The following is a 24130-nucleotide window of genomic DNA, read 5'->3' as shown; positions in this document are numbered from 1 at the left end:
GGCGCACGGCCCCACCGGCGCCCTGAACTAGGCTTGTGACCATGGCTGACGCACCGCAGGACCAGATAGCCCCGCTCCTTAACCCCGAAGGCTGGGAGCTGCTGGCGTCGCTGGGCCCGTACCGGGAGGACGAGGCGTTCCGCCTCAACGCCTCCCTCCGGAAGGCCGGCCACTCCCCCGAACTCGTCTCCGCCGTACTCACCCAGTCCCGGCTCCGAACCAAGGCGGAAGCCAAGTTCGGCGAGTTCGCCCGGCAGATGATCTTCACCCAGGCGGGCCTGGAGCAGGCCACCCGGCTTACCGTGGCGGCCCGGCACGCGCAGCGCTTCGCGGAGGCCGGCGTGCAGCACGTGGCTGATCTCGGCTGCGGCCTCGGCGCCGACGCCATGGCGCTCGCCTCGCTGGACCTGACCGTTACGGCGGTGGAAATGGATGAGACGACGGCGGCCTGCGCCACGATGAACCTGATCCCCTTCCGGAACGCCACAGTGGTCCATGCCGATGCGACGACGGTGCCCCTCGACGCAATGGACGGAGTCTGGCTGGATCCGGCGCGCCGCACCACCTCCACCTCGGGCACCAAGCGGATCTGGGATCCGGAGGACTTCTCCCCGCCGCTGTCCTTCGTTGAGTCGCTGGCCGGCGCCGGCCTGGCCGTGGGCGTGAAGATGGGCCCGGGCATGCCGCACGACTCTGTCCCCAAGGGCTGCGAAGCCCAGTGGGTGTCCGTTGGCGGGGACGTCACCGAAGTGGCGTTGTGGTTCAACGCGGTCCGGCGTCCGGGGATCCGGCGGGCGGCCCTCCTGCTCGGCCCCGCCGGGGCGGCGGAGCTCACCAGTTCTGAGGACTTCGACGGCGGCCCGGCCGCCCCGGTGGGGCCCGTCGAGGGATACCTGTATGAGCCCGACGGCGCCGTCATCCGCGCCGGGCTGGTGGCGGACGTCGCGCTCCAGCTGGGCGGGCACCTCGTGGACGAGCACATCGCCTACATCTGCGCCCCGGAACTGCGCGACACGCCCTTCGCCCGGGCCTACAAGGTGCTGGACGTGATGCCCTACAACGTCAAGGCACTCAAGGCCTGGGTCAAGGACCAGGGCATCGGAGTCCTGGATATCAAGAAGCGCGGCACGTCGGTCACCCCGGAAGAGCTCCGCAAACAGCTCCTCCCGGGCGGCGGAAAGAACAAGGGCAGGAAAACGGCCACCCTGGTCCTCACCAGGATCGGCGAGGAGCGGGTGGCCGTTTCGGTGGAACCGGTCTAGGGCTGGTTCTCCGGATTCCGGCGGGCTACTGGGCCCGCATGAAGTCCTCGGCTGCCCGGACCCGTTCGTCGCTGGGCCGGATCCCGGTATACAGCACAAACTGCTCCAGCGCCTGGATGGTGGCGACTTCGGCGCCGGTGATCACGGTTTTGCCGGCCGCCCGGGCGGCCTTGATCAGCGGGGTCTCGGCCGGGAGCGCGACGACGTCGAAGACCACCTTCGCGGCGTCCACTGCCTCCGGGGGGAAGGACAGGGAGTCGGCCTCGGGGCCTCCCGCCATACCGACAGGGGTCACGTTGATGATCAGGTCGGCGGCCGCGGACGAATCGACGTCGGCGCGCCAGGCAAAGCCGTAGAGCCCGGCGAGCGCCCGACCCGTTTCCTCGTTGCGCGCGATCACGGTGACGTTCCGGAAGCCGGCGTCGCGCAGCGCGGCCGCGGTGGCCTTGGCCATGCCGCCGGCACCCTTCAGCAGGACCGAGTACGAGGAGGGCACACTGTTGCGGGCCAGCAGCTGCTCGATCGCCGTGTAGTCGGTGTTGTAGGCGGTGAGTGTGCCGCCGTCGTTGACGATCGTGTTGACCGAGTCGATGGCCTTCGCGGAGGGGTCCATCACATCCACGAGGGCGATGACGTCTTCCTTGTACGGCATCGACACGGCGCAGCCGCGGATTCCGAGCCCGCGCACGCCGGCGATCGCCTGGGCGAGGTCTGTCGGGGCGAAGGCCTTGTAGATCCAGTTCAGGCCGAGCTGTTCATACAGGTGGTTGTGGAAGCGCGTCCCGTTGTTGCTCGGCCGGGCCGAGAGTGAGATGCACAGGGTCATGTCTTTATTCAGGATGGGCACCCCTCCATTAAACGCCAGGCGGGGAGGGAAGGGCTGGTGCGCGGGCGCTGCGCCCCCATCCGACGGCTTTGTGAACACTTTCACGTTTTCGGTGCACTCTGCCCGCCGGCTCGATGCGCCCCCTGCACTAGACTTGGACCACTCTTGCCTCCCCAACTGTCCGGCGAATCCGCCCGTGACGTTGCCGGCCCCGGCGGGGAAAAACGACAGCTAAACAATGAAGGGACCACATGAAGATTGATTTCGCTTCATCCAGGCAATCAACTCTTGGTGTGGAATGGGAACTCGCCCTTGTTGACGCGGAAACCGGCGAGCTTGCCTCCGTGGCCAAGGAGGTCCTCCGCGGTGTCGCCGCGAAGCATCCCGAACTGAACGAAGACGACGAGCACCCGCACATCAAGCAGGAGCTGCTGCTGAACACGGTGGAGCTCGTCACCGGCATCTGCAACACCGTGGCCGAGGCAAAGGCGGACCTGAGCAGTTCCCTCGCCGCCGTCCGTGATGTCACCGATCCCATGGGCGTCGAGGTCTTTTGCGCGGGCAGCCACCCGTTCAGCCCCCCGCAGCTCCAGCCGGTGACGGACAAGGAGCGCTACGCCAAGCTCATTGACCGGACGCAGTGGTGGGGCCGCCAGATGGTGATCTACGGCGTGCACGTGCACGTGGGCCTGGACAGCCGGGACAAGGTGCTTCCCGTTCTGGACGGCCTGGTGAACTACTTCCCGCAGTTCCAGGCGCTGTCCGCGTCCAGCCCGTTCTGGGGTGGCGAGGACACCGGATACGCCTCGCAGCGGGCCCTGATGTTCCAGCAGCTCCCCACGGCCGGTCTGCCGTTCCAGTTCGCCACCTGGGAGGACTTCGAGGCCTACGCCCAGGACATGTTCACCACCGGAGTGATCGACTCGCTCTCGGAGATCCGCTGGGACATCCGGCCGGTCCCGCATTTCGGCACCATCGAGATGCGCATCTGCGACGGTCTGGCCTCGCTGGAGGAAATCGGCGCCATCGCCGCGCTGACCCAATGCCTCGTCGACGAGTTCTCCACCACGCTGGACAACGGCGGCACGATTCCCACCATGCCGCCCTGGCATGTGCAGGAGAACAAATGGCGTGCGGCCCGCTACGGTCTCGACGCCATCATCATCCTCGACGCCGCGGGCAATGAGCAGCTCGTCACGGACCACATCCGCGAGACCGTCGCGCGGCTGGAACCCGTCGCCGTGAAACTGGGCTGCGCCGCCGAGCTGGCAGACGTCCTGAAGATCATCGAGCGCGGCGCCGGGTACCAGCGGCAGCGGCGCGTGGCGGCGGAGCACGGCGGCGACCTGCGCGCCGTCGTCCTGGACCTGGTCCAGCAGATGCGCAAGGGCCCCGAAGCCTAGACCGGGCCGCCCCTTCGCCGGCCCGCGTCAGGCCGAGACGGTGGTGACCGGCATCGAAGAATCCGGCGCGAAGCCGATGCCGCTCGGCGCGATCCCTGCCATCACCAGCTGGGCGCCGAGGGCCGCGACCATGGCGCCGTTGTCAGTGCACAGCGCCAGCGGCGGAACGGTCAGCCGGATCCCTGCCGCGCTGCAGCGCTGTTCCGTGAGCTGGCGCAGCCGTGAGTTCGCCGCCACCCCGCCGCCCAGCAGCAGTTCGGTGATGCCGTTCTCCCGGCAGGCCAGCACCGCCTTGGACGTAATGACGTCCACCACGGCTTCCTGGAAGGCCGCGGCGATGTCCGCCACGGGCACAGTCTCGCCGCGGGCCTCGAACTGCTCCACGCACCGCGCGACGGCGGTCTTGAGTCCGCTGAAGGACCAGTCGTAGCGGTGCGGGCCGGGTTCGTCAGCGGTCCCCATGTATTTGGGCTGGCTGAGTCCGCGCGGGAACCGGATCGCCTTCGCGTTGCCGGTCCGTGCCAGCTTGTCGATCGCCGGGCCGCCCGGGTAGCCCAGGCCCAGGAGCCGGGCCACCTTGTCGTAGGCCTCGCCGGCGGCGTCGTCGATCGTGGAGCCGAGCAGCTCGACGTCGTCGGTGATGCTGCGGATCCGCAGGATTTCGGTGTGTCCGCCGGAGACCAGCAGGGCGCCCAGGTTATCCGGCAATGCGTTCCCCTGCAGTGCAGCTCCCGGCGGGAAGCCGGTGAGGGCCTGCGGGCCGCCGTCGTCCGTCCGGAGCAGCCCGACGCCGACGTGCGCGACGAGGTGGTTGATGGCGTACAGCGGTTTGCCGGTGGCGACGGCGAGCGCCTTGGCCGCGCAGACACCAACCATCAGGGCTCCGGCGAGCCCTGGACCGGACGTCACGGCGATCGCGTCGACGTCCTCCAGTGTCACCCCTGCCTCGGCCAGGGCTTCGCGGAGCGTGGGAACGAAGGCGTCCAGGTGTGCGCGCGAGGCGATCTCGGGGATCACGCCGCCGAACCTGACATGTTCCTCCATCGACGAGGACACCGTGTTGGTCAGCAGCTGCGTCCCGCGGACAATTCCGACGCCGGTCTCGTCACACGAGGATTCGATGCCGAGGACCAGCGGCCCGTCGTGCTGGGTGTCGTTCATGGGCGGTCTGCTTCCCTGGGCGTCGGGGCGGGTTCGGCTGTGTCTGGTTCGGGGGCGCTGAGCCGGAGGCGCATGATCAGCGCGTCGACGCCGTCGCGGTAGTAGCGGCGGCGGACGTGGATCTGTTCGAACCCGTAGCGGCGGTAGAGCTGCTGGGCGCGGGGGTTGTCGGCCCGGACTTCCAGGAGCACGTCCTCGGCGCGGCGCAGCAGGCTTTCCCGGATGAGTTCGGTGAGCAGCGCGGAGCCGATTCCCTTGCCTTCCTGCTCCGGCACGACGGCGATGGTCTGGACGTCCGCGATCGGCCGGATGCACATCAGCCCGGCGTAGCCCACAATCTGCCCGGTCAGTTCGGCCACGACGTAGCGCCGGGTTTCTGAATGCGCCAGCTCGGTGACGAACATTTGCAGCGGCCACGCGTCCACCGGGAACAGCCTGCGCTCCAGCTCATGGACGGCGGGAATGTCCGCTGCGGTCATCTCCCGCAGCGTCACCCCGCCGGGCAGCCGGGCCCGCCCGGTGTCCTGTCCTGTGTTATTTCCTGTGTTATTTCCTGCGGGCCCGGTGTTCACAGTGCCCTCTTCCGCGGGCCGGGCACCTGGGCATCTGACTCGCGCAGGTAAAGCGGTGTGGATCCGAGCAACTGCTCCCCCGCCGCGAGCCGCGCCAGGGCGAACTGGCCCAGCGAGAGCGCCTCCGGCTGGCGGGAGCTGAACCCGGGGACTGCCTTGACGACGTCGGCATAGAGGCCGGCGCCCGCGCCGTAGACCGGAAGCTCGGGGAGGTCCGCTGCGAAGCCGACGTGCGGGCCGTCCAGCAGCTGCGGCAACTGGCCGCCGCTGAGGACGTACCGGGCCCAGTAGACCTCTTTGCGCCGCGCATCCGTGGCGACGATGAACTCCGGAGCCGCGTCCGTGGACTCAGCCACCTCCAGGGCGATGGCATCCAGGCTCATAAGGCCGTGGAGCGGTTTGCCCCAGACGAAGGAGAGAGTGCGGGCCGTGACGATGCCCGAGCGCAGGCCCGTGAACGGGCCAGGACCCACGCCGGTGACCACCGCGTCGACGTCGGCGCCGCGCACGCCTGCCTCCGCGAGGAGCGCCTCAATCCCCGGGGCCAGCACTTCGGCGTGGCTCCGGGTGTCCTGGGTAGAGAAACTGCCCACGAGGGATTCCGGGGTGTCATCGGAGACCAGCGCGGCGCTGGCCACGGCCGAGGTGTCGATGGCGAGGATCAGCATCAGTTCTCTTCCAGTGGGTAAGGCAGGGGGTCGTTCCCCGCGGGCGCAGGGAACACGGGCGGGTCCACCCAGCGCGGACCGAAGCCGCGGACCACAATCGTGCGCGGCTCGTCGTCGTCGTCGGTGTCGAAATCGAGCACGTCGGGGTCCTGTGCCGCTCCCGTGTCGTGGGTGTTTTCCGGGCTGTGGGCTTCCGGGGCGTGGGTGCCGCCGCCCAGACTGCGGAGCAGCTCCACCTCGAGCCGGCTGTCGCTCAGGTGCTCCACCCGGCCGCAGCCCCACTCCACCACGGTCACGGCACTGTCCATGGTGTTTTCCAGATCGATATCGTCGATTTCCGAGGCCGACCCCAGCCGGTACGCGTCCACATGCACCAGGTCCGGGCCGCCCGGCCGGGGACCGTCGGGCAGGTTGGGGTGGATGCGGACCAACACGAACGTCGGCGAGATGATGCCGGCCCGGACGCCCAGGCCTTCCCCGAGGCCCTGGGTGAAGGTGGTTTTCCCTGCTCCCAGTTCGCCGGTCAGGACCAGCAGGTCCCCGGCCCGGAGCTGGGCGCCGAGTCCCGCCGCGAGGGCGTGGGTTTCATCCGCGGTCCGGACGCCCAGGGTCCGTTCCCAGGCCGCAGCGCTCACGGCCGGGACTCGTCGCTCGGCAGTTCTTCATTGATGTAGCGGCGCGGCACCCTCGGGCTGATCCGCGTGACGATCTCGTAGTTGTTGGTGCCGGCTGCCCGGGCCCAGTCCTCTGCGGTGGGCCCGCCGTCGTCGCCGTTGCCAAACAGCACGGCTTCGGCGCCGAGGACGCTGTGCCCGCCGGCGGAAACGTTGAGCGGGCCGAGGTCGATCACCATCTGGTCCATCGCGATGCGGCCCACCACGGGGTAGTTCACGCCGTCCACGCGGACGGGCCCTCCGGTGGCGATCCGCGGGACGCCGTCGGCGTAGCCCAGCGGGATCAGCCCCAGCGTGCTGGTGCTGCCCGTGCGGTAGTTCAGCCCGTAGGAGACGCCCTGGCCGGCAGGGACATCCTTGCAGTGCGAAACAACCGTGCGGACCGTCATGGCGGGACGCAGGCCCAGCTCTTCCGAACTCTGCCCCTCGAACGGCGACAACCCGTAGAGGCCCAGCCCCACGCGGACCAGGTCAAAGTGGGTGTCCGGCCGGGACAGGGTGGCCGGGGTGTTGGCGAGGTGCCGCACCTCGGGGTCCACGCCGGCGTCCTGGGCGATGGCGAGGGCTTCGCGGAAGGCCTCCAGCTGGTCGTCGGTTTCCGGGCGCTCGGGTTCGTCCGCGACGGCCAGGTGGGAGAAGATCCCGACCACGCGCAGCAGGCCCTGGTCCTGGTATTCCATGGCTTCGCCGACGAGCCCGTCCCAGGCGTCCAGGGTGGCGCCGTTGCGGCCCAGCCCGGTGTCCACCTTGAGGTGCACGCGGGCCGGCCGTTCCTGCTCGCGGGCGGCCGCAACGATGCGTTCCAGTTCCCAGCCCGAGCAGCCGATGTCGATTCCGGCGGCCACGGCGGCGGCGAAGTTGCTCTCCGGGGTGTGCAGCCAGGCCAGCAGGGGCGCCTCGATGCCGGCGGCGCGAAGGGCAAGGGCCTCGGAAATGTGGGCGGTCCCCAGCCAGTTGGCGCCGGCGCCGAGAGCCGCACGGGCCACGGGAACGGCGCCGTGGCCGTAGGCGTCGGCTTTGACCACTGCCATCACCTGGGCCGGCGACGCCACGGCCGCCAGGCGGCGGACATTGTGCCGGATGGCTTCGAGGTCGATAACTGCCGAGCGTTCCTCGGCATAGGCTGGCGGAGCCTCCGGGACGGGCCGGAAGTCACCTGTTGCTGCTGGGTAAGTCACTTAACGATTCTAGGGGTGGCAGCGCAGAGGGCTTAATTCTGGTTCCATCTGCAGCCTCCCTCCCCTCCCCGGGGGACAGGGAGCCGTACCAACGCGCCGGCTACGCGTCCGAAAGGTGCGCGATGGTCGCCGTCGCCCGCCGCTGCGCTTCCGGCGGAACGTCACGGACGATGTCCTCGAGGAAGCTGTAGCGCCGAAGCCACTGGCTGCTCTGGCGTTCCTTCCGGGCGTTGGCCCGCTGCCACCAGTCGGCGATATCCCCCCAGCCGGGTGCGGCCAGTGATCCGCCGACCTCCTGCACGGCCAGGGCGGCACAGAGATTGGCGAACCGCAGCCGGTCGCCGAGCGGCCAGCCGGCCAGGCAGCCGACGATGAAGGCCGCCCCGAAACAGTCGCCCGCCCCGGTCGGATCATAGGCGGACACCGGCAGCGACGGCACCCACTCCTCCTCGCCTGTTTCGGAGTCCACGGCCATCGCCCCTTGCGCCCCCAGGGTCACGACGGCGACCGGCACTTTGTCCGCCAGGGCGTAGAGCGCCGCCCACGGATTATCATTCCCGGTGAAGGACATCGCCTCGTGCTGGTTCGGCATAAAGGCGTGGAAGTACTGCAGGTTGTCGAGCCGGGCGGAGGACCAGACGCCGGTGGGATCCCAGCCGACGTCGCCGAACAGCCGGACCCCGGCCTTGTACGCGTCGATCGCCCACGGTTCCAGCGCCTCACCGAGCTCGGCGACGGCGGCGAGCGCCGGCGGAGGGCAGCCGACCAGGTCGCTGGAACTCACCGGAGCAGGATGGCCGTGCGTCACCATGGACCGGTCTTGCTCCACGCTGAGGGACACCGTGACCGGCGAGTGCCAGCCTGGCACGCGCCGGGACAGCGACAGGTCCACGTGTTCCTGTCCGGCCAGGATCTTCCAGTTGTAGTCGCCGTAGCCGTCGTCGCCGAACGCGGCCGCCAGCCCGGTCCGCAGCCCCAGCCGGGCCGCGGCAATGGCCTGGTTGGCCACGCCGCCGGGGCAGCTGCCCATCCCGTCGCTCCAGATCTCCGTCCCCGCGACCGGGGCGTGCGGCAGGCCGGTGAAGATGATGTCCTGGAAGACGGTCCCGGTCAGCAGCAGGTCGAAACCATCCGCCGTCGGGGTCCGGACGGCGGAAAGCGGGTCAAAACGCCGCGTCGGCATCGCGTCCATGTATGGCACATTACGCCGTCCCAGTACCGCTGGAAAGGCATCCGCGCGGGCCAGGAACGGCCACTGTGCATAAACTGTCCGCATGCGGCTGATGATTGCCGGAGGCGGCGGATTCCGGGTACCGCTGGTCTACCGGGCGCTCTGCACGGGGCCCTTCGCCGGGCTGGTCCGGGAACTGGTGCTGTACGACGTCGATCCCGGCCGGCTCGCCGCCATCAACGCCGTCCTCACTTCCTTCGCGGCGCAGCAACCGTCCGGCGCCGCCCTTCCCGCGGTCCGGGCCACCACGTCCCTGGCCGAGGCGCTCACCGGCACGGACCTGGTGTTTGCCGCGATCCGGCCCGGCGGGACAGCCGGCCGCACCGCCGATGAGCGGGTGGCCCTGGACCTGGGGCTCCTGGGCCAGGAGACTACGGGAGCCGGCGGCATCTCCTATGCGCTGCGGTCCATCCCCCGCATGCTCGAACTCGCAAAGCAGATGCGGCGCCACTGCCCAGATGCGTGGCTGCTGAACTTCACGAACCCGGCCGGCATGGTCACCGAGGCGCTGGTTCCGGTGCTCGGCCGCAAGGTGGTCGGCATCTGCGATTCGGCCAGCGGGCTGGTTTACCGGGCGGCGCACGCCGCCGGCGTCGAGCTTCCCGAGGGCACCCTCGACGGCGTGGGCTACTACGGGCTGAACCATCTGGGCTGGCTGTACCGGCTGGAGTCCGGCCGCCGGGACGTGCTGCCCGGGCTGCTCGCTGACGCCGGCGCGTTGGCCGGCTTCGAGGAGGGCCGGCTGTTTCCGCAGCCCTTCCTGGCGGATCTGGGGTGCCTGCCCAACGAATACCTCTATTACTTCTACGAGACCGGGCGTGCCCTGGCCGGCATCCGCTCCTCCCCCACAACCCGCGGCGAGTCCATCGACCGGCAGCAGAGCGAGCTGTATCCGCGGCTCGCCGCGGCCGGGCCCGGGGCCTACCGGCTGTGGGACGCCGCCCGCCGCTCCCGCGAAGAGGGCTACCTCGCCGAGGCCCGCCCGGCCGGCGAGCGCCGCGATGAGACGGACCTGGCCGGGGGCGGCTACGAACGGGTCGCGCTCGCGGTCATGCGCGCGCTCTCCGGCGGCGGGCCGGCGGAACTGATCCTGAACACCCCCAACACCACCAGCGACGCGGGGAACGGCGCCGCGGCGGCGGCGATTCCGGGGCTGCCGGCGGACGCCGTCGTCGAGGTTCCCTGCCGGGTGACTCCCGACGGCGTCGTCCCCCTGCGGCAGGACCGTCCGGCGCCGGCGCAGCTGGCCCTGCTCCGGCAGGTGAAGGACGTCGAACGCCTCGTCGTCACGGCCACCAGCCGGGGTGCCGGGACCTCCGGGGCGGGCCGCCGGGAAGCGGCACTGGCCGCCTTCGCCGGGCACCCCCTGGTCGGTTCCGGGGACCTCGCGGGAAAACTGCTGGCCGGGTACCAGTCCGCGTTCCCGGAACTGCGGGCGCTCTTCCGGGGCTGAGGAAACCGGGCCCGGTGCGGCTACAGCTTGCGGTACATCAGGTGCAGGCCCACGTAACCCAGCTGCGGGTGCAGGAAAGCTTCCGGGATGGTGGCCAGCACCTCGAAGCCCATGGACTGCCAGGCAGAAACGGCCCGGGCATTGCTTTCCACGACGGCGTTGAACTGCATGGCGCGGAACCCGGCGGCCCGTGCCGCGTCGAGGGAGTAGGCGCACAGGGCGCGGGCCAGCCCCTTGCCCCCGTGTGCGGGATGGACCATGTACCCGGCATTGGCGACGTGGCTTCCGCCGCCGCCCTGGTTCGCGTGCAGCTCGCCGGTGCCCAGGACAACGCCGTCGAGCTCGCCCCGCCCTACCGCGAGGAAGGTCTGGCCCGGGGGCTGCTTGAACCAGCGTTCGCGGGCCTGGTGCTCGGTGGTGTCCCGGTCCCAGGTGAAGGTCTCCCCGGCCGTGATGACGGGCTCAAGGATCGCCCAGATCGCCGGCCAGTCCGCGCCGGTGGCCGGACGGATTTCCCAGCCGGGGCCGGTGGATGCTGTCTCGTCGCGTGTGCTCACAGCCGTCACGTTAGCAGCACGCCCTGCCCTGTGACCGGCGCCGCCCTCCGGCCGGTGAACCCGCGGGGACTTCAGGAGTAATGTTTTATCGAAATGCAATTCCGGCAGTGTTCACCAGGACGTGACCGGGAGCATCCGTACCGGCTGGGGAAAGGAGAGCAATGTCGCTGATACGCCGCGTCGCCTTCCTCTCCCTGCACACTTCGCCGATGGAGCAGCCCGGTTCCGGGGACGCCGGGGGCATGAACGTGTACATCCGCGCCCTCGCGGCGGCCCTGGCCGAGACCGGCGTCGAAGTGGAGATCTTCACCCGGTCCACGTCCGCCGCGCAGGCCGCCGTCGAGCACCCCTCCCCCGGGGTCTGCGTCCACAACGTCCTGGCCGGACCGCCCCGGAAACTGCCCAAGGAAGAACTGCCCGAACTGCTGCACAGCATGGTGGCCGAGATCGACCGGATCCGGCAGCTCCAGCCGCACGGCCGGTACGACGTGATCCATTCGCACTACTGGGTTTCCGGGGTGGCCGGGCTCGAGCTCGCCGGCCTGTGGGGCCTTCCGCTCGTGCACACCATGCACACCATGGCCAAGGTGAAGAACCTCCTGCTGGTCTCCGGTGAGCAGCCGGAACCGCGGCGGCGCGAGGACGGCGAGCAACGGATTGTCGACGGCGCCACCCGGCTGATCGCCAACACGGGCACCGAGGCGGCGGAACTGGTCTCGCACTACAACGCCGACAACGACCACATCGATGTCGCCCCGCCGGGCGTGGACCTGGACATCTTCACGCCCGCCTTCCGCGGCCGGGCCCGGGCCGCCCACGGGGTGCCGCCGGGCCGCTTCCACCTGTTGTTCGCCGGGCGGATCCAGCGCCTCAAGGGACCGCAGATCCTCATCAAGGCCGCCGCCCTCCTGCGGGCACGGCGTCCGGACATCGACCTCCAGCTGACCATCGTCGGCGCGGTCAGCGGCTCCAAGGACTTCGACCTGAAGTCGCTGATCAGCGCCGCCGGATTGGACGACGTCGTCACGCACCATCCGCCCGTCAGCGCACCGAAACTCGCCGGCTGGTACCGTTCCGCCGACGTCGTGGTGATGCCCTCCTACAGCGAATCCTTTGGTCTCGTGGCGCTCGAAGCCCAGGCCTGCGGCACGCCGGTGGTGGCCACCAAGGTCGGCGGGCTGTCCCGCGCCATCTTCGACGGCCGCACCGGGATGCTTGTGGAGGGCCACAAAGCCGCCGACTGGGCCGACGCCCTGGAAGCCCTCTACGACGACCCCGCGACCCGTGAGGACATGGGGCGCGCGGCGGCCCTGCACGCGCAGGAATTCGGCTGGCAGCGCACCGCCGCCATCACGCTGGAGAGCTACCACACCGCACTGAGCCAGTATTTTGGAAACCTGACCATTCCGGTGGGCCACGCGCCCTCAGCCGGAACCATGGGCCGGTAACAGCGGCCTGAAATCACTGGCCGTCACACCCAGCGACGCCACGAGCCAAAGGACAACGATGTCTGAAACCACGATTCCCGGAACCGCCGCCACCACTGGTGGCGTGCCCGACACCGCTGCCGCGGGGGCAGCCGCCCTGAATGACCTGGAGATCGCGCAGCGGGCCACCATGCGGCCGATCGAGGAGATTGCCGCCGCTGCCGGGATCAACGCCGAGGCCCTGGACTTCCACGGCCGGTATAAGGCGAAGATCGATCCGGCCAAGCTCACGGGTTCGACGGCGGGCGGCCCGCCGCGTGCCCCCGGCAAGGTGGTGCTGGTCTCCGCGATGTCGCCCACGCCCGCCGGCGAGGGCAAGTCCACCACCACGGTGGGGCTGGCTGACTCCCTGGCCCGGGCCGGCCACAAGGTGATGATTGCCCTGCGCGAACCCTCGCTCGGCCCGATCCTGGGCATGAAGGGCGGCGCCACGGGCGGCGGCTACTCCCAGGTGTTGCCGATGGACGAGATCAACCTGCACTTCACCGGCGACTTCCATGCCGTCACCTCGGCGAACAACGCCCTGATGGCGCTCGTGGACAACCACATCTACCAGGGCAACGACCTGAACATCGACCCGCGCCGGATGACTTTCAAGCGGGTGCTGGACATGAACGACCGTTCGCTGCGCGAGGTGGTGATCGGCCTGGGCGGCCCGACGCAGGGCATCCCCCGGCAGGACGGCTTCGACATCACCGTGGCCTCGGAGATCATGGCGGTGTTCTGCCTCGCCACGGACCTTTCCGACCTTCGGGAACGGCTGGGCCGGATCACGTTCGGTTACACCTACGACCGGCGGCCGGTCACGGTGGCCGAGCTGGGTGTCCAGGGTGCCCTGACCATGCTGCTCAAGGACGCCATCAAACCGAACCTGGTGCAGACCATCGCAGGGACCCCGGCCCTGGTCCACGGCGGGCCCTTCGCCAACATCGCCCACGGGTGCAATTCCCTGATCGCCACCCAGACGGCCCGCAGCCTCGCGGACATCGTTATCACCGAGGCCGGCTTCGGCGCCGACCTCGGCGCGGAGAAGTACATGGACATCAAGTCCCGCGTCGCCGACGTCGCGCCGTCCGCCGTCGTTGTGGTGGCGACGGTCCGCGCCCTGAAGATGCACGGCGGCGTCCCCAAGGACCAGCTGAAGGAACCCAACCTGGACGCGCTGGCTGCCGGCGTCGTCAATCTTCAGCGCCATGTGCGGAACGTGGAGAAGTTCGGGATCACGCCGGTGGTGGCGATCAACAAGTTCGCCACGGACACCGCGGAGGAGCTGGACTGGCTGCTGGAGTGGTGCGCCGCCGAGGGCGTCCAGGCGGCCGTGGCCGACGTCTGGGGCCGCGGCGGGGGCGGCGACGGCGGCGACGAACTCGCGGCCAAGGTTGCCGCGGCGATCGACGCGCCGCACACCTTCCGGCACCTGTACCCGCTGGAGATGTCGGTGGAGGACAAGATCCGGACGATTGTGCAGGAGATCTACGGCGCCGACGGGGTGGATTTCTCCGTCCCGGCGCTCAAACGGCTCGCGGAAATCGAGAAGAACGGCTGGTCCGGCTTCCCGGTCTGCATGGCGAAGACGCAGTACTCCTTCAGCGATGACGCCGGCAAGCTCGGCGCGCCGAAGGGTTTCACCGTGCACGTCCGCGACCTGATTCCCAAGACCGGGGCGGGCTTCATCGTGGCGCTCACCGGCGCGGTCATGACGATGCCGGGGCTGCCCAAGGTCCCGGCCGCGATGCGCATGGACGTCGACGCCGACGGCAACCCCGTCGGCCTCTTCTAACCCCGTTGCGCTATCACTTTTGGCTGCCATTCCCGGCGGATGGGGACCAAAAGTGATAGCTCAACGGGCCCCTGTGGATAACCGGAGCGGGGATCCGGCGTTCGAATAAGAATGGTCCGCATGCGACCACCTGCTGCCCTGCCGGCCCACCTCGCCTCGGCCCCGTTCACCGTCTATGAGGCGCGGGCCGCGACGCTGGGAACGTCACGGCTCCGCGCTTCCGACCTCGAGACGGCCGGCCGGTTGCTCTACCTGCCCGCCGGCTGGGAGTTCGAGCTCCGCGGCCTGGCCCGTGCCCTTTCGGCCGCAACGCCGGGCGCGTGGATATCGCACGTTACCGCCGCTGTGTTGCTGGGGCTGTGGCTCCCGTCGTGGTCTCGGGGCTGCCGGGAGCTCCATCTCAGCAAGCCGAAGGCCCTGCCGCCCGTCCGGCGCGAGGGCGTTGTGGGGCATACCGTTCTCGCATTCGACGACGAGCTCATGGTCTGGGACGGCATCCGGATTTCAACGCCTGCCCGGACGTGGCTGGACCTTGCCCGTCTCCTGACGTTGGAGGATCTTGTGGCCTTGGGCGACCAGCTGGTGCGGCAGCCCCGTCTGGAGCTGGAGGGCCGTTCGGAGCCATGGGCGACGCTGCCCCAGCTCGCGGCCATGCTCACCCGGCACCCCAAGTTCAAAGGAATCGTGAAAGCGCGTCAGGCGCTGGAGCTCATCCGGCCCGGCTCCGACTCCGCGCCGGAAACCTTCCTGCGCCTGGCATTGACCGCTGCCGGGCTGCCGGAGCCCGAGCTGCAGCTCAGGATGGCGCCGTACGACCCTCTCTCCCCCGCTGCCGACCTCGGATACCGGAGGCAAAGGGTTGCAATCCAGTACGACGGCGGCCACCACCTCACGCGCGAACAACAGTCCCGCGACAACCGCCGCGACGAAAAGTTCAACGCGGCAGGCTGGCGCTATTTCAAATTCAACGCGGACGACCTGGCGGATGACTTCCGCGGTGCCGTCCGACGGGTCCGGCTCGCGCTCCACGGCCGTTAAACGCCGGTTGCCCTATCACTTGTGGCGGCTAAACCGGCTGTTTAGGCGCCGTAAGTGATAGGGCAACTCGAGGGAGGCGGAGGGGGTTAGCGCTCCAGGTCGCCGCGGATGAAAGCCTCGACCTTTTCGCGGGCGAGGTCGTCGTTGAACTGCTCCGGTGGGGACTTCATGAAGTAGCTCGACGCGGAGAGCAGCGGGCCGCCGACGCCGCGATCCAGGCCGATCTTGGCGGCGCGGACGGCGTCGATGATCACGCCGGCGGAGTTGGGCGAGTCCCAGACTTCCAGCTTGTATTCCAGCGACACCGGGGCGTCGCCGAAGTTGCGGCCCTCGAGGCGGACGAAGGCCCATTTGCGGTCATCGAGCCACTGGACGTAGTCCGACGGGCCGATGTGCACGTCCTTGGCCGCGAGCTCGGCTTCCACGTTGGACGTGACTGCCTGGGTCTTGGAGATTTTCTTGGACTCGAGGCGGTCGCGTTCCAGCATGTTCTTGAAGTCCATGTTGCCGCCGACGTTCAGCTGGTACGTGCGGTCCAGGGTGACGCCGCGGTCCTCGAACAGCTTGGCCATGACGCGGTGCGTGATGGTGGCGCCAATCTGGCTCTTGATGTCATCGCCAACGATCGGGACACCGGCGGCGGTGAACTTGTCAGCCCAGGCCTTGGTGCCGGCGATGAAGACCGGAAGGGCGTTAACGAAGGCCACGCCGGCGTCGATCGCGCACTGGGCGTAGAACTCCGCGGCTTCCTGCGACCCGACCGGCAGGTAGCAGACCATAACGTCAACCTTGGCGTCCTTGAGGGCCTGGACGACGTCGACCGGCTCCTCCGGGGACTGCTCGATGGTCTCGAGGTAGTACTTGCCGAGGCCGTCGAGGGTCGGGCCGCGCTGGACCGTCACACCGGCCGGCGGGACGTCGGCGATCTTGATGGTGTTGTTTTCGCTGGCCAGGATGGCGGCGGACAGGTCCTGGCCGACCTTCTTGGCATCGACGTCGAACGCGGCAACGAACTGGACGTCGTTGACGTGGTACTTGCCGAACTCCACGTGCATCAGACCCGGAATCGTGGCCTGGGGATCGGCATCCCGGTAGTACTCAACGCCCTGGACCAGGGAAGTGGCACAGTTACCTACGCCGACGATTGCAACACGAATCGGATGTGAAGACACGGAACTCCTTTGGGGACAACTTCATATGCCCGGCGCGGAAGTACTCTGATGCACGACGGCGGCAGCGGGCACGGCGCCGTACGGCGCCCTTAGCATTCTAGTCAACAGCGCGGCGGCCCGGGTTGTTCCCGGCCGCCGCGCCGTCGGTGTTACGGGGAGGCGGTGCCGCCTACTTCTGGGCCCACAGGTTGATGTCGGACTCGACGGCGAACTCGTCGATCGCCGTCAGCTCCTCCGCGGTGAAGTCGAGGTTGTTGATCGCGGAGAGGGTGTCCTCGAGCTGCCGGACGCTCGACGCGCCGACCAGCGCGGACGTCACTGAAGAACCCTTGCCCTGCTCGCGCAGGATCCAGGCGACGGCCATCTGCGCGAGGGACTGCCCCCGGCTTTCGGCGATCCGGTGCAAACCCCGCACGCGGTCCAGCTTGTCCTCCGTGATGCTGTCCTCGGCCAGAGACTTTTCCTGCGCGGCGCGGGAATCGGCCGGGATCCCGTCCAGGTAGCGGCCGGTCAGCATGCCCTGCGCCAGCGGCGAGAACGCGATCGAGCCCGCCCCCACCTGTTCCAGTGCTTCATAGAGGTTCGGGCTGCCGTTTTCGGTCCAGCGGTTCAGCATGGAGTAGCTCGGCTGGTGGATCAGCAGCGGGGTGCCGAGCTCCTTGAGGATCCGGGCGGCCTCGAGGGTCTGCTCCGGAGTGTAGGAGGAGATGCCGGCGTAGAGGGCCTTCCCGGAGCGGACGGCCTGGTCCAGGGCGCCCATAGTCTCTTCCATCGGCGTTTCCGGGTCCGGGCGGTGGCTGTAGAAGATGTCCACGTAATCCAGGCCCATCCGGTTCAGCGACTGGTCCAGGCTGGCGAGCAGGTATTTGCGGGAGCCCCATTCGCCGAACGGTCCGGGCCACATGTTGTAGCCGGCCTTGGTGGAGATGATCAGTTCGTCACGGTAGGGGGCGAAGTCATCCCGGAGGTGCCGGCCGAAGTTGGTCTCCGCGGAACCGGCCGGCGGTCCGTAGTTGTTGGCCAGGTCGAAGTGGTTGACGCCGAGGTCGAAGGCCCGGCGCAGGATGGCGCGCTGGGTTTCGAAGGGCTTGTCGTCGCCAAAGTTGTGCCAGAGGCCGAGCGAGATGGCGGGGAGCTTCAGCCCGCTGCGTCCCACCCGACGGTAGGGCATGGAGTCGTAACGGGTTCCTGCACCAACATAAGTCATACGTATTTTCCTGTCTTACTTCGAGATGATGGCGGCACTGTGGCCCGGAAGGTCCAGCTGGCCGTCGTCGAGGCGCACACCGTCGTCGGTGGCCAGCGTCACTGAGGCTCCGGCAACGGCGAGCCGGTTCGGCCCGGCGGAGAAGTTCATCGCCACCTCCACGCCGCCGCGGCGCAGGCGGAGCCAGCGGTCGGCCTCGCTGAAGGCCACCGCGGTGTCTTCGAAGCCCAGGCCGGCGAGCTCCGGCGTCGAACGGCGCAGCGCGATCAGCCGTCGGTACAGCTCCAGCAGGCGGGCATGGTCGCCTTCGCCGGCTTCGGCCCAATTGAGCCGGGAGCGCGTAAAGGTTTCCGGATCCTGCGGATCGGGTACGACGGCGGGGTCCCAGCCCATCCGCTCGAATTCCCTGATCCGGCCCTCCGCGGTGGCCTTCCCGAGCTCCGGCTCCGGATGCGAGGTGAAGAACTGCCACGGCGTGGTGGCACCGTACTCCTCGCCCATGAACAGCATCGGCGTGAACGGCGAGGTGAGGGTCGCGACGGCGGCGAGCGCCAGCTGCCCGTAGCCCAGCGTCTGGGACAGCCGGTCGCCTGTGGCGCGGTTGCCGATCTGGTCATGGTTCTGGCTGCAGACCACGAGTGCTGCCGGGTGCACCGCGGCCGTGTTGATGGGCCGGCCGTGGTGCCGGCCGCGGAAGCTGGAGTAGCTGCCGTCATGGAAGAAGCCGTCAACCAGGACCTTGGCCAGGGCCTCGAGGGATTCGAAGTCGGCGTAGTAGCCCGTGGCCTCGCCGCTGACGTTGACGTGCACGGCGTGGTGGAAGTCATCGCTCCACTGCCCTGCCAGGCCGTAGCCGTTGGCGTCGCGCGGGTAGAGCAGGCGCGGATCGTTGAGGTCCGACTCGGCGATCATCGTGGCGGGGCGTCCGGTATCGGCGGAGACTTCGTCCGCGAGCGCACCGAACTCCTCCAGCAGGTGGACGGCCCGCTCGTCCTTGAAGGCGTGCACGGCATCGAGCCGGAGCCCGTCCACGTGGTAGTCGCGCAGCCACATGGCGGCGTTCTCAAGGATGTAGCGGCGCACCACGTCGGACCCTGGCCCGTCGAGGTTGACCGAGTTTCCCCAGGTGTTGCCCTCCCCCGATTTCAGGTACGGCCCGAAGCGCGGAAGGTAGTTTCCGCTGGGCCCGAGGTGGTTGTAGACCACGTCCTGGATGACGCCCAACCCGGCGGCATGGGCGGCGTCCACGAAGCGCTGGTACGCGGCGGGCCCGCCGTACCCTTCGTGCACGGCGTACCAGAGGACGCCGTCGTAGCCCCAGTTGTGGGTGCCGTTGAAGCCGTTCACCGGCAGCAGCTCCACGAAATCGACGCCGAGCTCCACGAGGTAGCCGAGCTTCCCGGCGGCCGCGTCCAGCGTGCCTTCGGGGGTGAACGTCCCCACGTGCAGCTCGTAGATCACGGCGCCCTGCAGCCCGCGGCCCTGCCACTGCCCGTCCGCCCATTCGTGGCGGCCGGCGTCGAACGTCCGCGACAGGGAGTGGACGCCGTCGGGCTGCCGCCGGGACCGGGGGTCCGGCAGCGGTGTGGTGTCCCCGTCGAGCAGGTAGCCGTAGTCCACGTCCCCGGCGGCGGGGGCGCCCGGCGCGGTCCACCAGCCGTCCCCGCCGGCACCCCCGTCCCCGTCTCCGCCGGGCCGCCGTGTCATCGGGTACTGCCGGCCGTCGGCAAGCAGCGTCACGGTGCCTGCTTCCGGTGCCCAAAGGTCAAAGCGTTTCTGTCCGTCAGCAGGCAAAGTGATCACAGCTTTCCGTATATCGGTGGTTCGTTCAGTGCTTGGCAGGTGCCAGCAGGGCAACCGGGTAGCTGGCCAGGATGGCGGCCACGTCCACGGCGCCCGGGCCGAAGGTGGCACCCGTCAGTTCGTCCGTCATATCCACTGCAAGTTCGACGGCGGTGTCCCGCCAGCCGCCCTGCTGCTCCAGCCCGCGGGGCAGCCGGGTCGCGAGGGTGATGGCCCCCGCGCCCGCATCACCGCCGCGGTCGAAGCCGACCAGGTGCCCGGCGGCCGCCCCGGTGGCGGCCACGGGCCGGTAGCCCGCGAACAGCTCCGGGCGGTCGCGGCGCAGGCGCAGCGCCCGCGACGTGACCAGGAGCTTCGCCGCGTCCTCGGTGTACGACGCCGGGCGGTCGCCGGCGTCGAGCGCGGCCAGGGCCGCGCGCCGCGCACCGTAGTCGAACGGCCGCCGGTTGTCCGGGTCGGTCAGCGAACGGTCCCAGAACTCCGTGCCCTGGTAAACGTCGGGGACTCCCGGCATGGTCAGCTGCACCAGCTTGGCGCCCAGCGAATTGACGGCGCCATACGGCGTCAGGAGTTCGACCAGGGATTCCAGTTCCGCCCTGACGCCGGGGTTGTCGAAGGCCGCATCGACCACGGCGGCCAGTTTCTCCTCGAATGCGGCGTCGGGGTCGAGCCAGTCGGTCGAGTTCCCGGCTTCCCGGGCAGCCTTCTGGGCATACGACTGCAGGCGCTCACGGTTCGCGGGCCAGGCTCCGGCGATGGCCTGCCACAGCAGGTTGGCGAGCGGCCCGTCAGGCAGCGGTGCCAGTTCCTGGAGCCGGGCCAGGACGGCCTGCCATTCCGGCGCCAGCTCAGCGAGCACGGAGATCCGGGCACGGGTGTCCTCGCTGCGCTTGGTGTCGTGGGTGCTGAGCGTCGTCATGGAGAGCGGTTGCTCGGCTTGGCGGCGGGCCATCCGGTGGTGGAACTCCTCCGGCGCCACCGAGAACTCGGTGGGATCGGCCCCGACCTCGGTCAGGGTGCCCAGCCGGGTGTAGCGGAAGAACGCGGTGTCCTCCACGCCCTTGGCCATGACCATCCCGGAGGTCTGCTGGAAGCGGCGTCCCAGTTCGGCGCCCGGCTTCCGTCCGGCGTCGAGGAGCAGCGGCAGCAGCAGCCCGACGGCGTCGGCAAGCTCAGGACGGCGGCGGACGGCAAGTTCGCACGCCTCCTTCAGGACATCCGCGCCCTCAGGCAGGTAACTGCGGTAGACCGGGAAGGCAGCGATGATCTCGGAAAGCGCGTCGGCGGCCGCGTCTATGCTGAGCCCGGCACCGGACGGCACCAGCCGTGCCAGCCGGAGCATTTCGGAGCGGAGGATCCCGTCCGTGATCCGGCGCTTGGTACCCCGGATCATGTCCTCGTAGTCCGCGGCCTGGCCGCCGCGGAGCCCGGCGTCCAGGGCGTCGAGGTTGTCCTGCCCTGCGGGGTCGACGAAGAGCCGGTCCACGTCCGCGAGGGCGTCGTAGCCGGTGGTGCCCTCGCAGTCGAAACCGGCCGGCAGCACCTCGCCGGGCTCGAGGATCTTCTCGATCAGCAGGTAGCTGCCGCCCGTGACCTCGCGGAGCCGGCGCAGGTAGCCTTCCGGATCGGCCAGCCCGTCCGGGTGGTCGATCCGGAGTCCGTCGACCAGCCCCTCGCGGAACCAGCGCACGATCTCGGCGTGGGCCTCATCGAACACCTCAGGGAGCTCGACCCGGATGCCGGCCAGGCTGTTGACGGCGAAGAACCGGCGGTAGTTCAGTTCATCGTCGGCCCGGCGCCAGCCGACCAGCTCGTAGTGCTGCCGGCTGTGGACCTCGCGGGGGTCATCCGCAGCGGAGTCACCTGCGGTGTAGGTGCCCTCGGCCAGCGGGAAGCGGTGGTCGTAATACCGCAGCTCCCCGTCCTTGATTTCAAGTGCGTCAACGTCGGAGTCCGATCCCAGCACGGGGATCCGGATCCGGCCGCCGCCGAAGTCCCAGTCGACGTCGAACGCCGGGGCGTACCGGGACTGCTGGCCCTCCTTGAGCAGGGACCACCACCACGGGTTCTGCACGGGGGTTGCGACGCCGACATGGTTGGGCACGATGTCGACAAGCACGCCCATCCCGGCGTCCCGCGCTGCCTGCGACACGGCGGCCAGGCCCTCCGGGCCGCCGCGGTCCGGGTCGATCGCGGAGGGGTCGGTGACGTCGTAGCCGTGGTCCGATCCCTTCTCCGCGGTCAGGATCGGCGAGAGGTAGATCCAGTCCACGCCGAGCGACTTCAGGTAGGGCACGGTCCCGGCAGCATCCTGGAGGGTGAAGCCGGGCCTGATCTGAAGCCGGTAGGTGGAAACCGGGGTCCTCATTTGGCGGTGGCCTTCGCAACGGCTTCGGCGGCCTCGTCCTGGGCCTCCACCATCTCCTCGAGTGCCTCCTCGTGCTCGGCCATGGAGGCCAGCGACGCCGCTGCGGAGTAGTCCACCTCCACCTCGGGGCCGGAGTGCGCCCGGAGCACGACCATCGACTTGGCCGCCAGCTTCAGCACGGAACCGGCCTTGAGCGGTTTCTCGGTGTCTGCCTGGTCCGCGGTGTCCACCAGGACGTCCCAGAACTTTGAGTACTCCTCGGCCGGCAGCGCAAAGTCCACGTCGTCGTCGTGGGCATTGAAGGCGAGCACGAAGCTGTCGTCGGTGATGCGGCGGCCGCGGGAGTCCTGTTCCTGGATGCCGTGCCCGTTGTAGAACACACCAATGGTCCGGCCGAAGCCGCTGCCCCAGTCCTCCGGCAACATTTCGGTGCCGTCCGTTTTCAGCCAGACAATGTCCGGCAGCTTCTCGCCCTCGCCGCGGCGCACAGGTCGCCCGTCGAAGAAGCGGCTGCGCCGGAAGATCGGGTGGTCGCGGCGGATCTTGTTGACGACGGCGGTGAACTCCACCAGCGGCTGGTCCATTGCATCCCAGTGGATCCAGCTCAGCTCGGAGTCCTGGCAGTACGTGTTGTTGTTGCCCTGCTGGGTGCGGCCCAGTTCGTCACCGTGCAGCAGCATGGGGACACCTTGCGAGAGCAGCAGGGTGGCGATGAAGTTGCGCTGCTGGCGGGCGCGGAGCGTCAGGACGTGGTCGTTGTCCGTGTCCCCCTCTTCGCCGCAGTTCCAGGACCTGTTGTGCGATTCGCCGTCGTTGTTGCCCTCGCCGTTGGCGTCGTTGTGCTTCTCGTTGTAGGAGACGAGATCGCGCATGGTGAAGCCGTCGTGGGCCGTGACGAAGTTGATTGAGGCCACCGGGCGGCGGGCGGAGCTTTCATACAGGTCTGCGGAACCGGTCAGGCGGGAGGCGAATTCGCCCAGGGTGGACGGCTCGCCGCGCCAGAAGTCGCGGACGGTGTCGCGGTACTTGCCGTTCCATTCGGTCCACTGCGGCGGGAAGTTGCCCACCTGGTAGCCGCCCGGGCCGATGTCCCACGGCTCGGCGATGAGCTTGACCTGGGAGACGATCGGGTCCTGCTGGATGAGTTCGAAGAAGGTGGACAGCTTGTCCACGTCGTAGAACTCCCGGGCCAGCGTGGAGGCAAGGTCGAAGCGGAAGCCGTCGACGTGCATTTCCGTGACCCAATAGCGCAGGGAGTCCATGAGCAGCTGGAGCGAGTGCGGGTGCCGGACGTTGAGGGAGTTTCCGGTGCCGGTGTAGTCCATGTAGTGCTTCATGTCATCGTCGACCAGCCGGTAGTAGGCCTGGTTGTCGATGCCCTTGAAGGACAGTGTGGGGCCGAGGTGGTTGCCTTCCGCGGTGTGGTTGTAGACCACATCCAGGATCACTTCCATGCCGGCCTTGTGCAGATCGCGGACCATGGCCTTGAACTCCTGGACCTGGTGCCCCACATCGCCGGACGAGCTGTAGGTGTTCTGCGGGGCGAAGAAGCCGATGGTGTTGTAGCCCCAGTAGTTGTTGAGGCCCTTCTCCTCGAGCGTGCCGTCGTTGACGAACTGGTGCACGGGCATGAGTTCGATCGCGGTGACGCCGAGCTTCTTCAGGTGCTCAATCACCGCCGGGTGCGCGACGCCGGCATAGGTGCCCCGCTGCTCTTCGGGAACCTCCGGGTGAAGCTCGGTCAAGCCTTTGACGTGGGCCTCGTAAATGACCGACTGGTGGTAAGGGATCCGCAACTGGCGGTCGCCGTCCCACTCGAAGAACGGGTTGATGACCACGCCGTGCATCGTGTGCGGCGCCGAGTCGGCGTCGTTGCGGGAGTCGGGGTCGCCGAATTCGTACGTGAAGAGCGCCGGATCCCAATCGATCTGGCCCTGGACGGCCTTGGCATACGGGTCCATCAGGAGCTTGTTCGGGTTGAACCGGTTGCCGTGCTCCGGCTCATACGGGCCGTGGACCCGGTAGCCGTACTTCTGTCCGGGCTGGACCTGCGGCAGATAGCAGTGCCACACGTAGCCGTCCACCTCGGTCAGCTCAATCCGCGTCTCGGACAGGTCATCAGCCAGGAGGCAGAGCTCCACCCGCTCGGCACGTTCGCTGAACAGGGCAAAGTTAGTGCCAGTGCCGTCAAAGGTGGCTCCCAGCGGGTAAGCCGTTCCGGGCCAGACTTCCATGTGTTCTCCTCGTGCATATGCGGACAATCTCTAGACAGACTACTTGTAAGTAGGGT

The 24130-nt window shown here is 68.8% G+C and carries 19 protein-coding genes; 6 read left to right on the top strand and 13 right to left on the bottom strand.

Annotated elements, in window-relative coordinates; genetic code table 11:
- Window positions 1-41 precede the first annotated feature (41 nt).
- Complete coding sequence (locus AC1DC5_RS02125) at window positions 42-1262, top strand: THUMP-like domain-containing protein (RefSeq protein WP_441404401.1); 1221 nt, start codon at window positions 42-44, stop codon at window positions 1260-1262.
- A gap of 25 nt (window positions 1263-1287) precedes the next feature.
- Here the strand turns inward: AC1DC5_RS02125 and AC1DC5_RS02120 are convergent, their stop codons facing one another.
- On the bottom strand, window positions 1288-2109 hold the full coding sequence (locus AC1DC5_RS02120) for a shikimate 5-dehydrogenase (protein ID WP_476864020.1): 822 nt from the start codon (window positions 2107-2109) through the stop codon (window positions 1288-1290).
- 230 nt (window positions 2110-2339) lie between these two features.
- On the opposite strand from AC1DC5_RS02120, the gene AC1DC5_RS02115 reads away from it, so the two are divergent.
- Window positions 2340-3491 carry a glutamate--cysteine ligase gene (locus tag AC1DC5_RS02115; protein ID WP_441404399.1) on the top strand — a complete coding sequence of 384 codons (1152 nt, stop codon included), beginning with the start codon at window positions 2340-2342 and terminating at the stop codon, window positions 3489-3491.
- A gap of 27 nt (window positions 3492-3518) precedes the next feature.
- Here AC1DC5_RS02115 and tsaD read toward each other — a convergent pair whose 3' ends face one another.
- The 6 genes from tsaD to AC1DC5_RS02085 form a co-directional block, all read right to left on the bottom strand.
- Window positions 3519-4652, bottom strand: a complete 1134-nt coding sequence (gene tsaD / locus AC1DC5_RS02110) for a tRNA (adenosine(37)-N6)-threonylcarbamoyltransferase complex transferase subunit TsaD (RefSeq protein ID WP_441404398.1) — start codon at window positions 4650-4652, stop codon at window positions 3519-3521.
- Complete coding sequence (rimI, locus tag AC1DC5_RS02105) at window positions 4649-5131, bottom strand: ribosomal protein S18-alanine N-acetyltransferase (RefSeq protein ID WP_441404397.1); 483 nt, start codon at window positions 5129-5131, stop codon at window positions 4649-4651. The genes tsaD and rimI overlap by 4 nt, the downstream gene beginning before the upstream one ends.
- An 89-nt stretch (window positions 5132-5220) precedes the next feature.
- A complete protein-coding gene (gene tsaB, locus AC1DC5_RS02100) occupies window positions 5221-5892 on the bottom strand; it encodes a tRNA (adenosine(37)-N6)-threonylcarbamoyltransferase complex dimerization subunit type 1 TsaB (protein WP_441404396.1) in 672 nt (223 codons plus the stop codon).
- Window positions 5892-6527, bottom strand: a complete 636-nt coding sequence (gene tsaE, locus AC1DC5_RS02095) for a tRNA (adenosine(37)-N6)-threonylcarbamoyltransferase complex ATPase subunit type 1 TsaE (RefSeq protein ID WP_476864019.1) — start codon at window positions 6525-6527, stop codon at window positions 5892-5894. Before tsaE ends, tsaB begins: the two co-directional genes overlap by 1 nt.
- Entirely contained in the window at window positions 6524-7744 is a 1221-nt protein-coding gene (gene alr / locus AC1DC5_RS02090) for an alanine racemase (protein WP_441404394.1), read from the bottom strand. The genes tsaE and alr overlap by 4 nt, the downstream gene beginning before the upstream one ends.
- Window positions 7745-7844: 100 nt before the next feature.
- Window positions 7845-8936, bottom strand: a complete 1092-nt coding sequence (locus tag AC1DC5_RS02085) for a PfkB family carbohydrate kinase (protein ID WP_441404393.1) — start codon at window positions 8934-8936, stop codon at window positions 7845-7847.
- A gap of 82 nt (window positions 8937-9018) precedes the next feature.
- Here AC1DC5_RS02085 and AC1DC5_RS02080 point away from each other — a divergent pair, with 82 nt between their 5' ends.
- Complete coding sequence (locus AC1DC5_RS02080; protein WP_476864018.1) at window positions 9019-10428, top strand: family 4 glycosyl hydrolase; 1410 nt, start codon at window positions 9019-9021, stop codon at window positions 10426-10428.
- Between the two features lie 20 nt (window positions 10429-10448).
- On the opposite strand, the gene AC1DC5_RS02075 is transcribed toward AC1DC5_RS02080, so the two are convergent.
- A complete protein-coding gene (locus tag AC1DC5_RS02075) occupies window positions 10449-10985 on the bottom strand; it encodes an N-acetyltransferase family protein (protein ID WP_476864017.1) in 537 nt (178 codons plus the stop codon).
- Window positions 10986-11146: 161 nt separating this feature from the next.
- Here AC1DC5_RS02075 and mshA point away from each other — a divergent pair, with 161 nt between their 5' ends.
- The 3 genes from mshA (at window position 11147) to AC1DC5_RS02060 (ending at window position 15290) form a co-directional block, all read left to right on the top strand.
- Window positions 11147-12433 (top strand): D-inositol-3-phosphate glycosyltransferase, encoded by a 1287-nt coding sequence (gene mshA, locus AC1DC5_RS02070; RefSeq protein WP_476864016.1) that lies wholly within the window; start codon window positions 11147-11149, stop codon window positions 12431-12433.
- A 58-nt stretch (window positions 12434-12491) separates the two neighbouring features.
- Entirely contained in the window at window positions 12492-14252 is a 1761-nt protein-coding gene (locus AC1DC5_RS02065) for a formate--tetrahydrofolate ligase (RefSeq protein ID WP_476864015.1), read from the top strand.
- Between the two features lie 120 nt (window positions 14253-14372).
- Window positions 14373-15290, top strand: a complete 918-nt coding sequence (locus AC1DC5_RS02060; RefSeq protein WP_476864014.1) for a DUF559 domain-containing protein — start codon at window positions 14373-14375, stop codon at window positions 15288-15290.
- An 86-nt stretch (window positions 15291-15376) separates the two neighbouring features.
- On the opposite strand, the gene AC1DC5_RS02055 is transcribed toward AC1DC5_RS02060, so the two are convergent.
- From AC1DC5_RS02055 to glgX, 5 genes are all read right to left on the bottom strand, one after another.
- The gene (locus tag AC1DC5_RS02055; RefSeq protein WP_441404387.1) at window positions 15377-16462 is read right to left on the bottom strand and encodes an inositol-3-phosphate synthase; all 1086 of its coding nucleotides are present in this window, start codon (window positions 16460-16462) and stop codon (window positions 15377-15379) included.
- 169 nt (window positions 16463-16631) lie between these two features.
- Window positions 16632-17669, bottom strand: a complete 1038-nt coding sequence (gene mgrA, locus AC1DC5_RS02050; protein ID WP_476864013.1) for an L-glyceraldehyde 3-phosphate reductase — start codon at window positions 17667-17669, stop codon at window positions 16632-16634.
- Window positions 17670-17684: 15 nt separating this feature from the next.
- Window positions 17685-19469 (bottom strand): malto-oligosyltrehalose trehalohydrolase, encoded by a 1785-nt coding sequence (gene treZ, locus AC1DC5_RS02045; RefSeq protein ID WP_476864158.1) that lies wholly within the window; start codon window positions 19467-19469, stop codon window positions 17685-17687.
- Window positions 19470-19497: 28 nt separating this feature from the next.
- Window positions 19498-21840, bottom strand: coding sequence for a malto-oligosyltrehalose synthase (gene treY / locus AC1DC5_RS02040; RefSeq protein WP_476864012.1), 2343 nt, complete (start codon window positions 21838-21840; stop codon window positions 19498-19500).
- Entirely contained in the window at window positions 21837-24074 is a 2238-nt protein-coding gene (gene glgX, locus AC1DC5_RS02035) for a glycogen debranching protein GlgX (RefSeq protein WP_476864011.1), read from the bottom strand. The genes treY and glgX overlap by 4 nt, the downstream gene beginning before the upstream one ends.
- Window positions 24075-24130: the final 56 nt, after the last annotated feature.

This window comes from Arthrobacter sp. 10L424 (assembly GCF_056395325.1).
Note: the sequence above shows the minus strand (reverse complement) of the source record. Positions and strands in the feature narration are given on the sequence as shown.

Bases quoted from the DNA above. Each gene is read 5' to 3' on its own strand.
- AC1DC5_RS02060 (WP_476864014.1), top strand. From the start codon at position 14,373: ATGCGACCACCTGCTGCCCTGCCGGCCCACCTCGCCTCGGCCCCGTTC.
- AC1DC5_RS02115 (WP_441404399.1), top strand. From the start codon at position 2,340: ATGAAGATTGATTTCGCTTCATCCAGGCAATCAACTCTTGGTGTGGAA.
- mshA (WP_476864016.1), top strand. From the start codon at position 11,147: ATGTCGCTGATACGCCGCGTCGCCTTCCTCTCCCTGCACACTTCGCCG.
- AC1DC5_RS02065 (WP_476864015.1), top strand. From the start codon at position 12,492: ATGTCTGAAACCACGATTCCCGGAACCGCCGCCACCACTGGTGGCGTG.
- AC1DC5_RS02080 (WP_476864018.1), top strand. From the start codon at position 9,019: ATGCGGCTGATGATTGCCGGAGGCGGCGGATTCCGGGTACCGCTGGTC.
- AC1DC5_RS02085 (WP_441404393.1), bottom strand. From the start codon at position 8,936: ATGGACGCGATGCCGACGCGGCGTTTTGACCCGCTTTCCGCCGTCCGG.
- rimI (WP_441404397.1), bottom strand. From the start codon at position 5,131: ATGACCGCAGCGGACATTCCCGCCGTCCATGAGCTGGAGCGCAGGCTG.
- tsaD (WP_441404398.1), bottom strand. From the start codon at position 4,652: ATGAACGACACCCAGCACGACGGGCCGCTGGTCCTCGGCATCGAATCC.
- mgrA (WP_476864013.1), bottom strand. From the start codon at position 17,669: ATGACTTATGTTGGTGCAGGAACCCGTTACGACTCCATGCCCTACCGT.
- treY (WP_476864012.1), bottom strand. From the start codon at position 21,840: ATGAGGACCCCGGTTTCCACCTACCGGCTTCAGATCAGGCCCGGCTTC.
- glgX (WP_476864011.1), bottom strand. From the start codon at position 24,074: ATGGAAGTCTGGCCCGGAACGGCTTACCCGCTGGGAGCCACCTTTGAC.
- tsaB (WP_441404396.1), bottom strand. From the start codon at position 5,892: ATGCTGATCCTCGCCATCGACACCTCGGCCGTGGCCAGCGCCGCGCTG.
- AC1DC5_RS02125 (WP_441404401.1), top strand. From the start codon at position 42: ATGGCTGACGCACCGCAGGACCAGATAGCCCCGCTCCTTAACCCCGAA.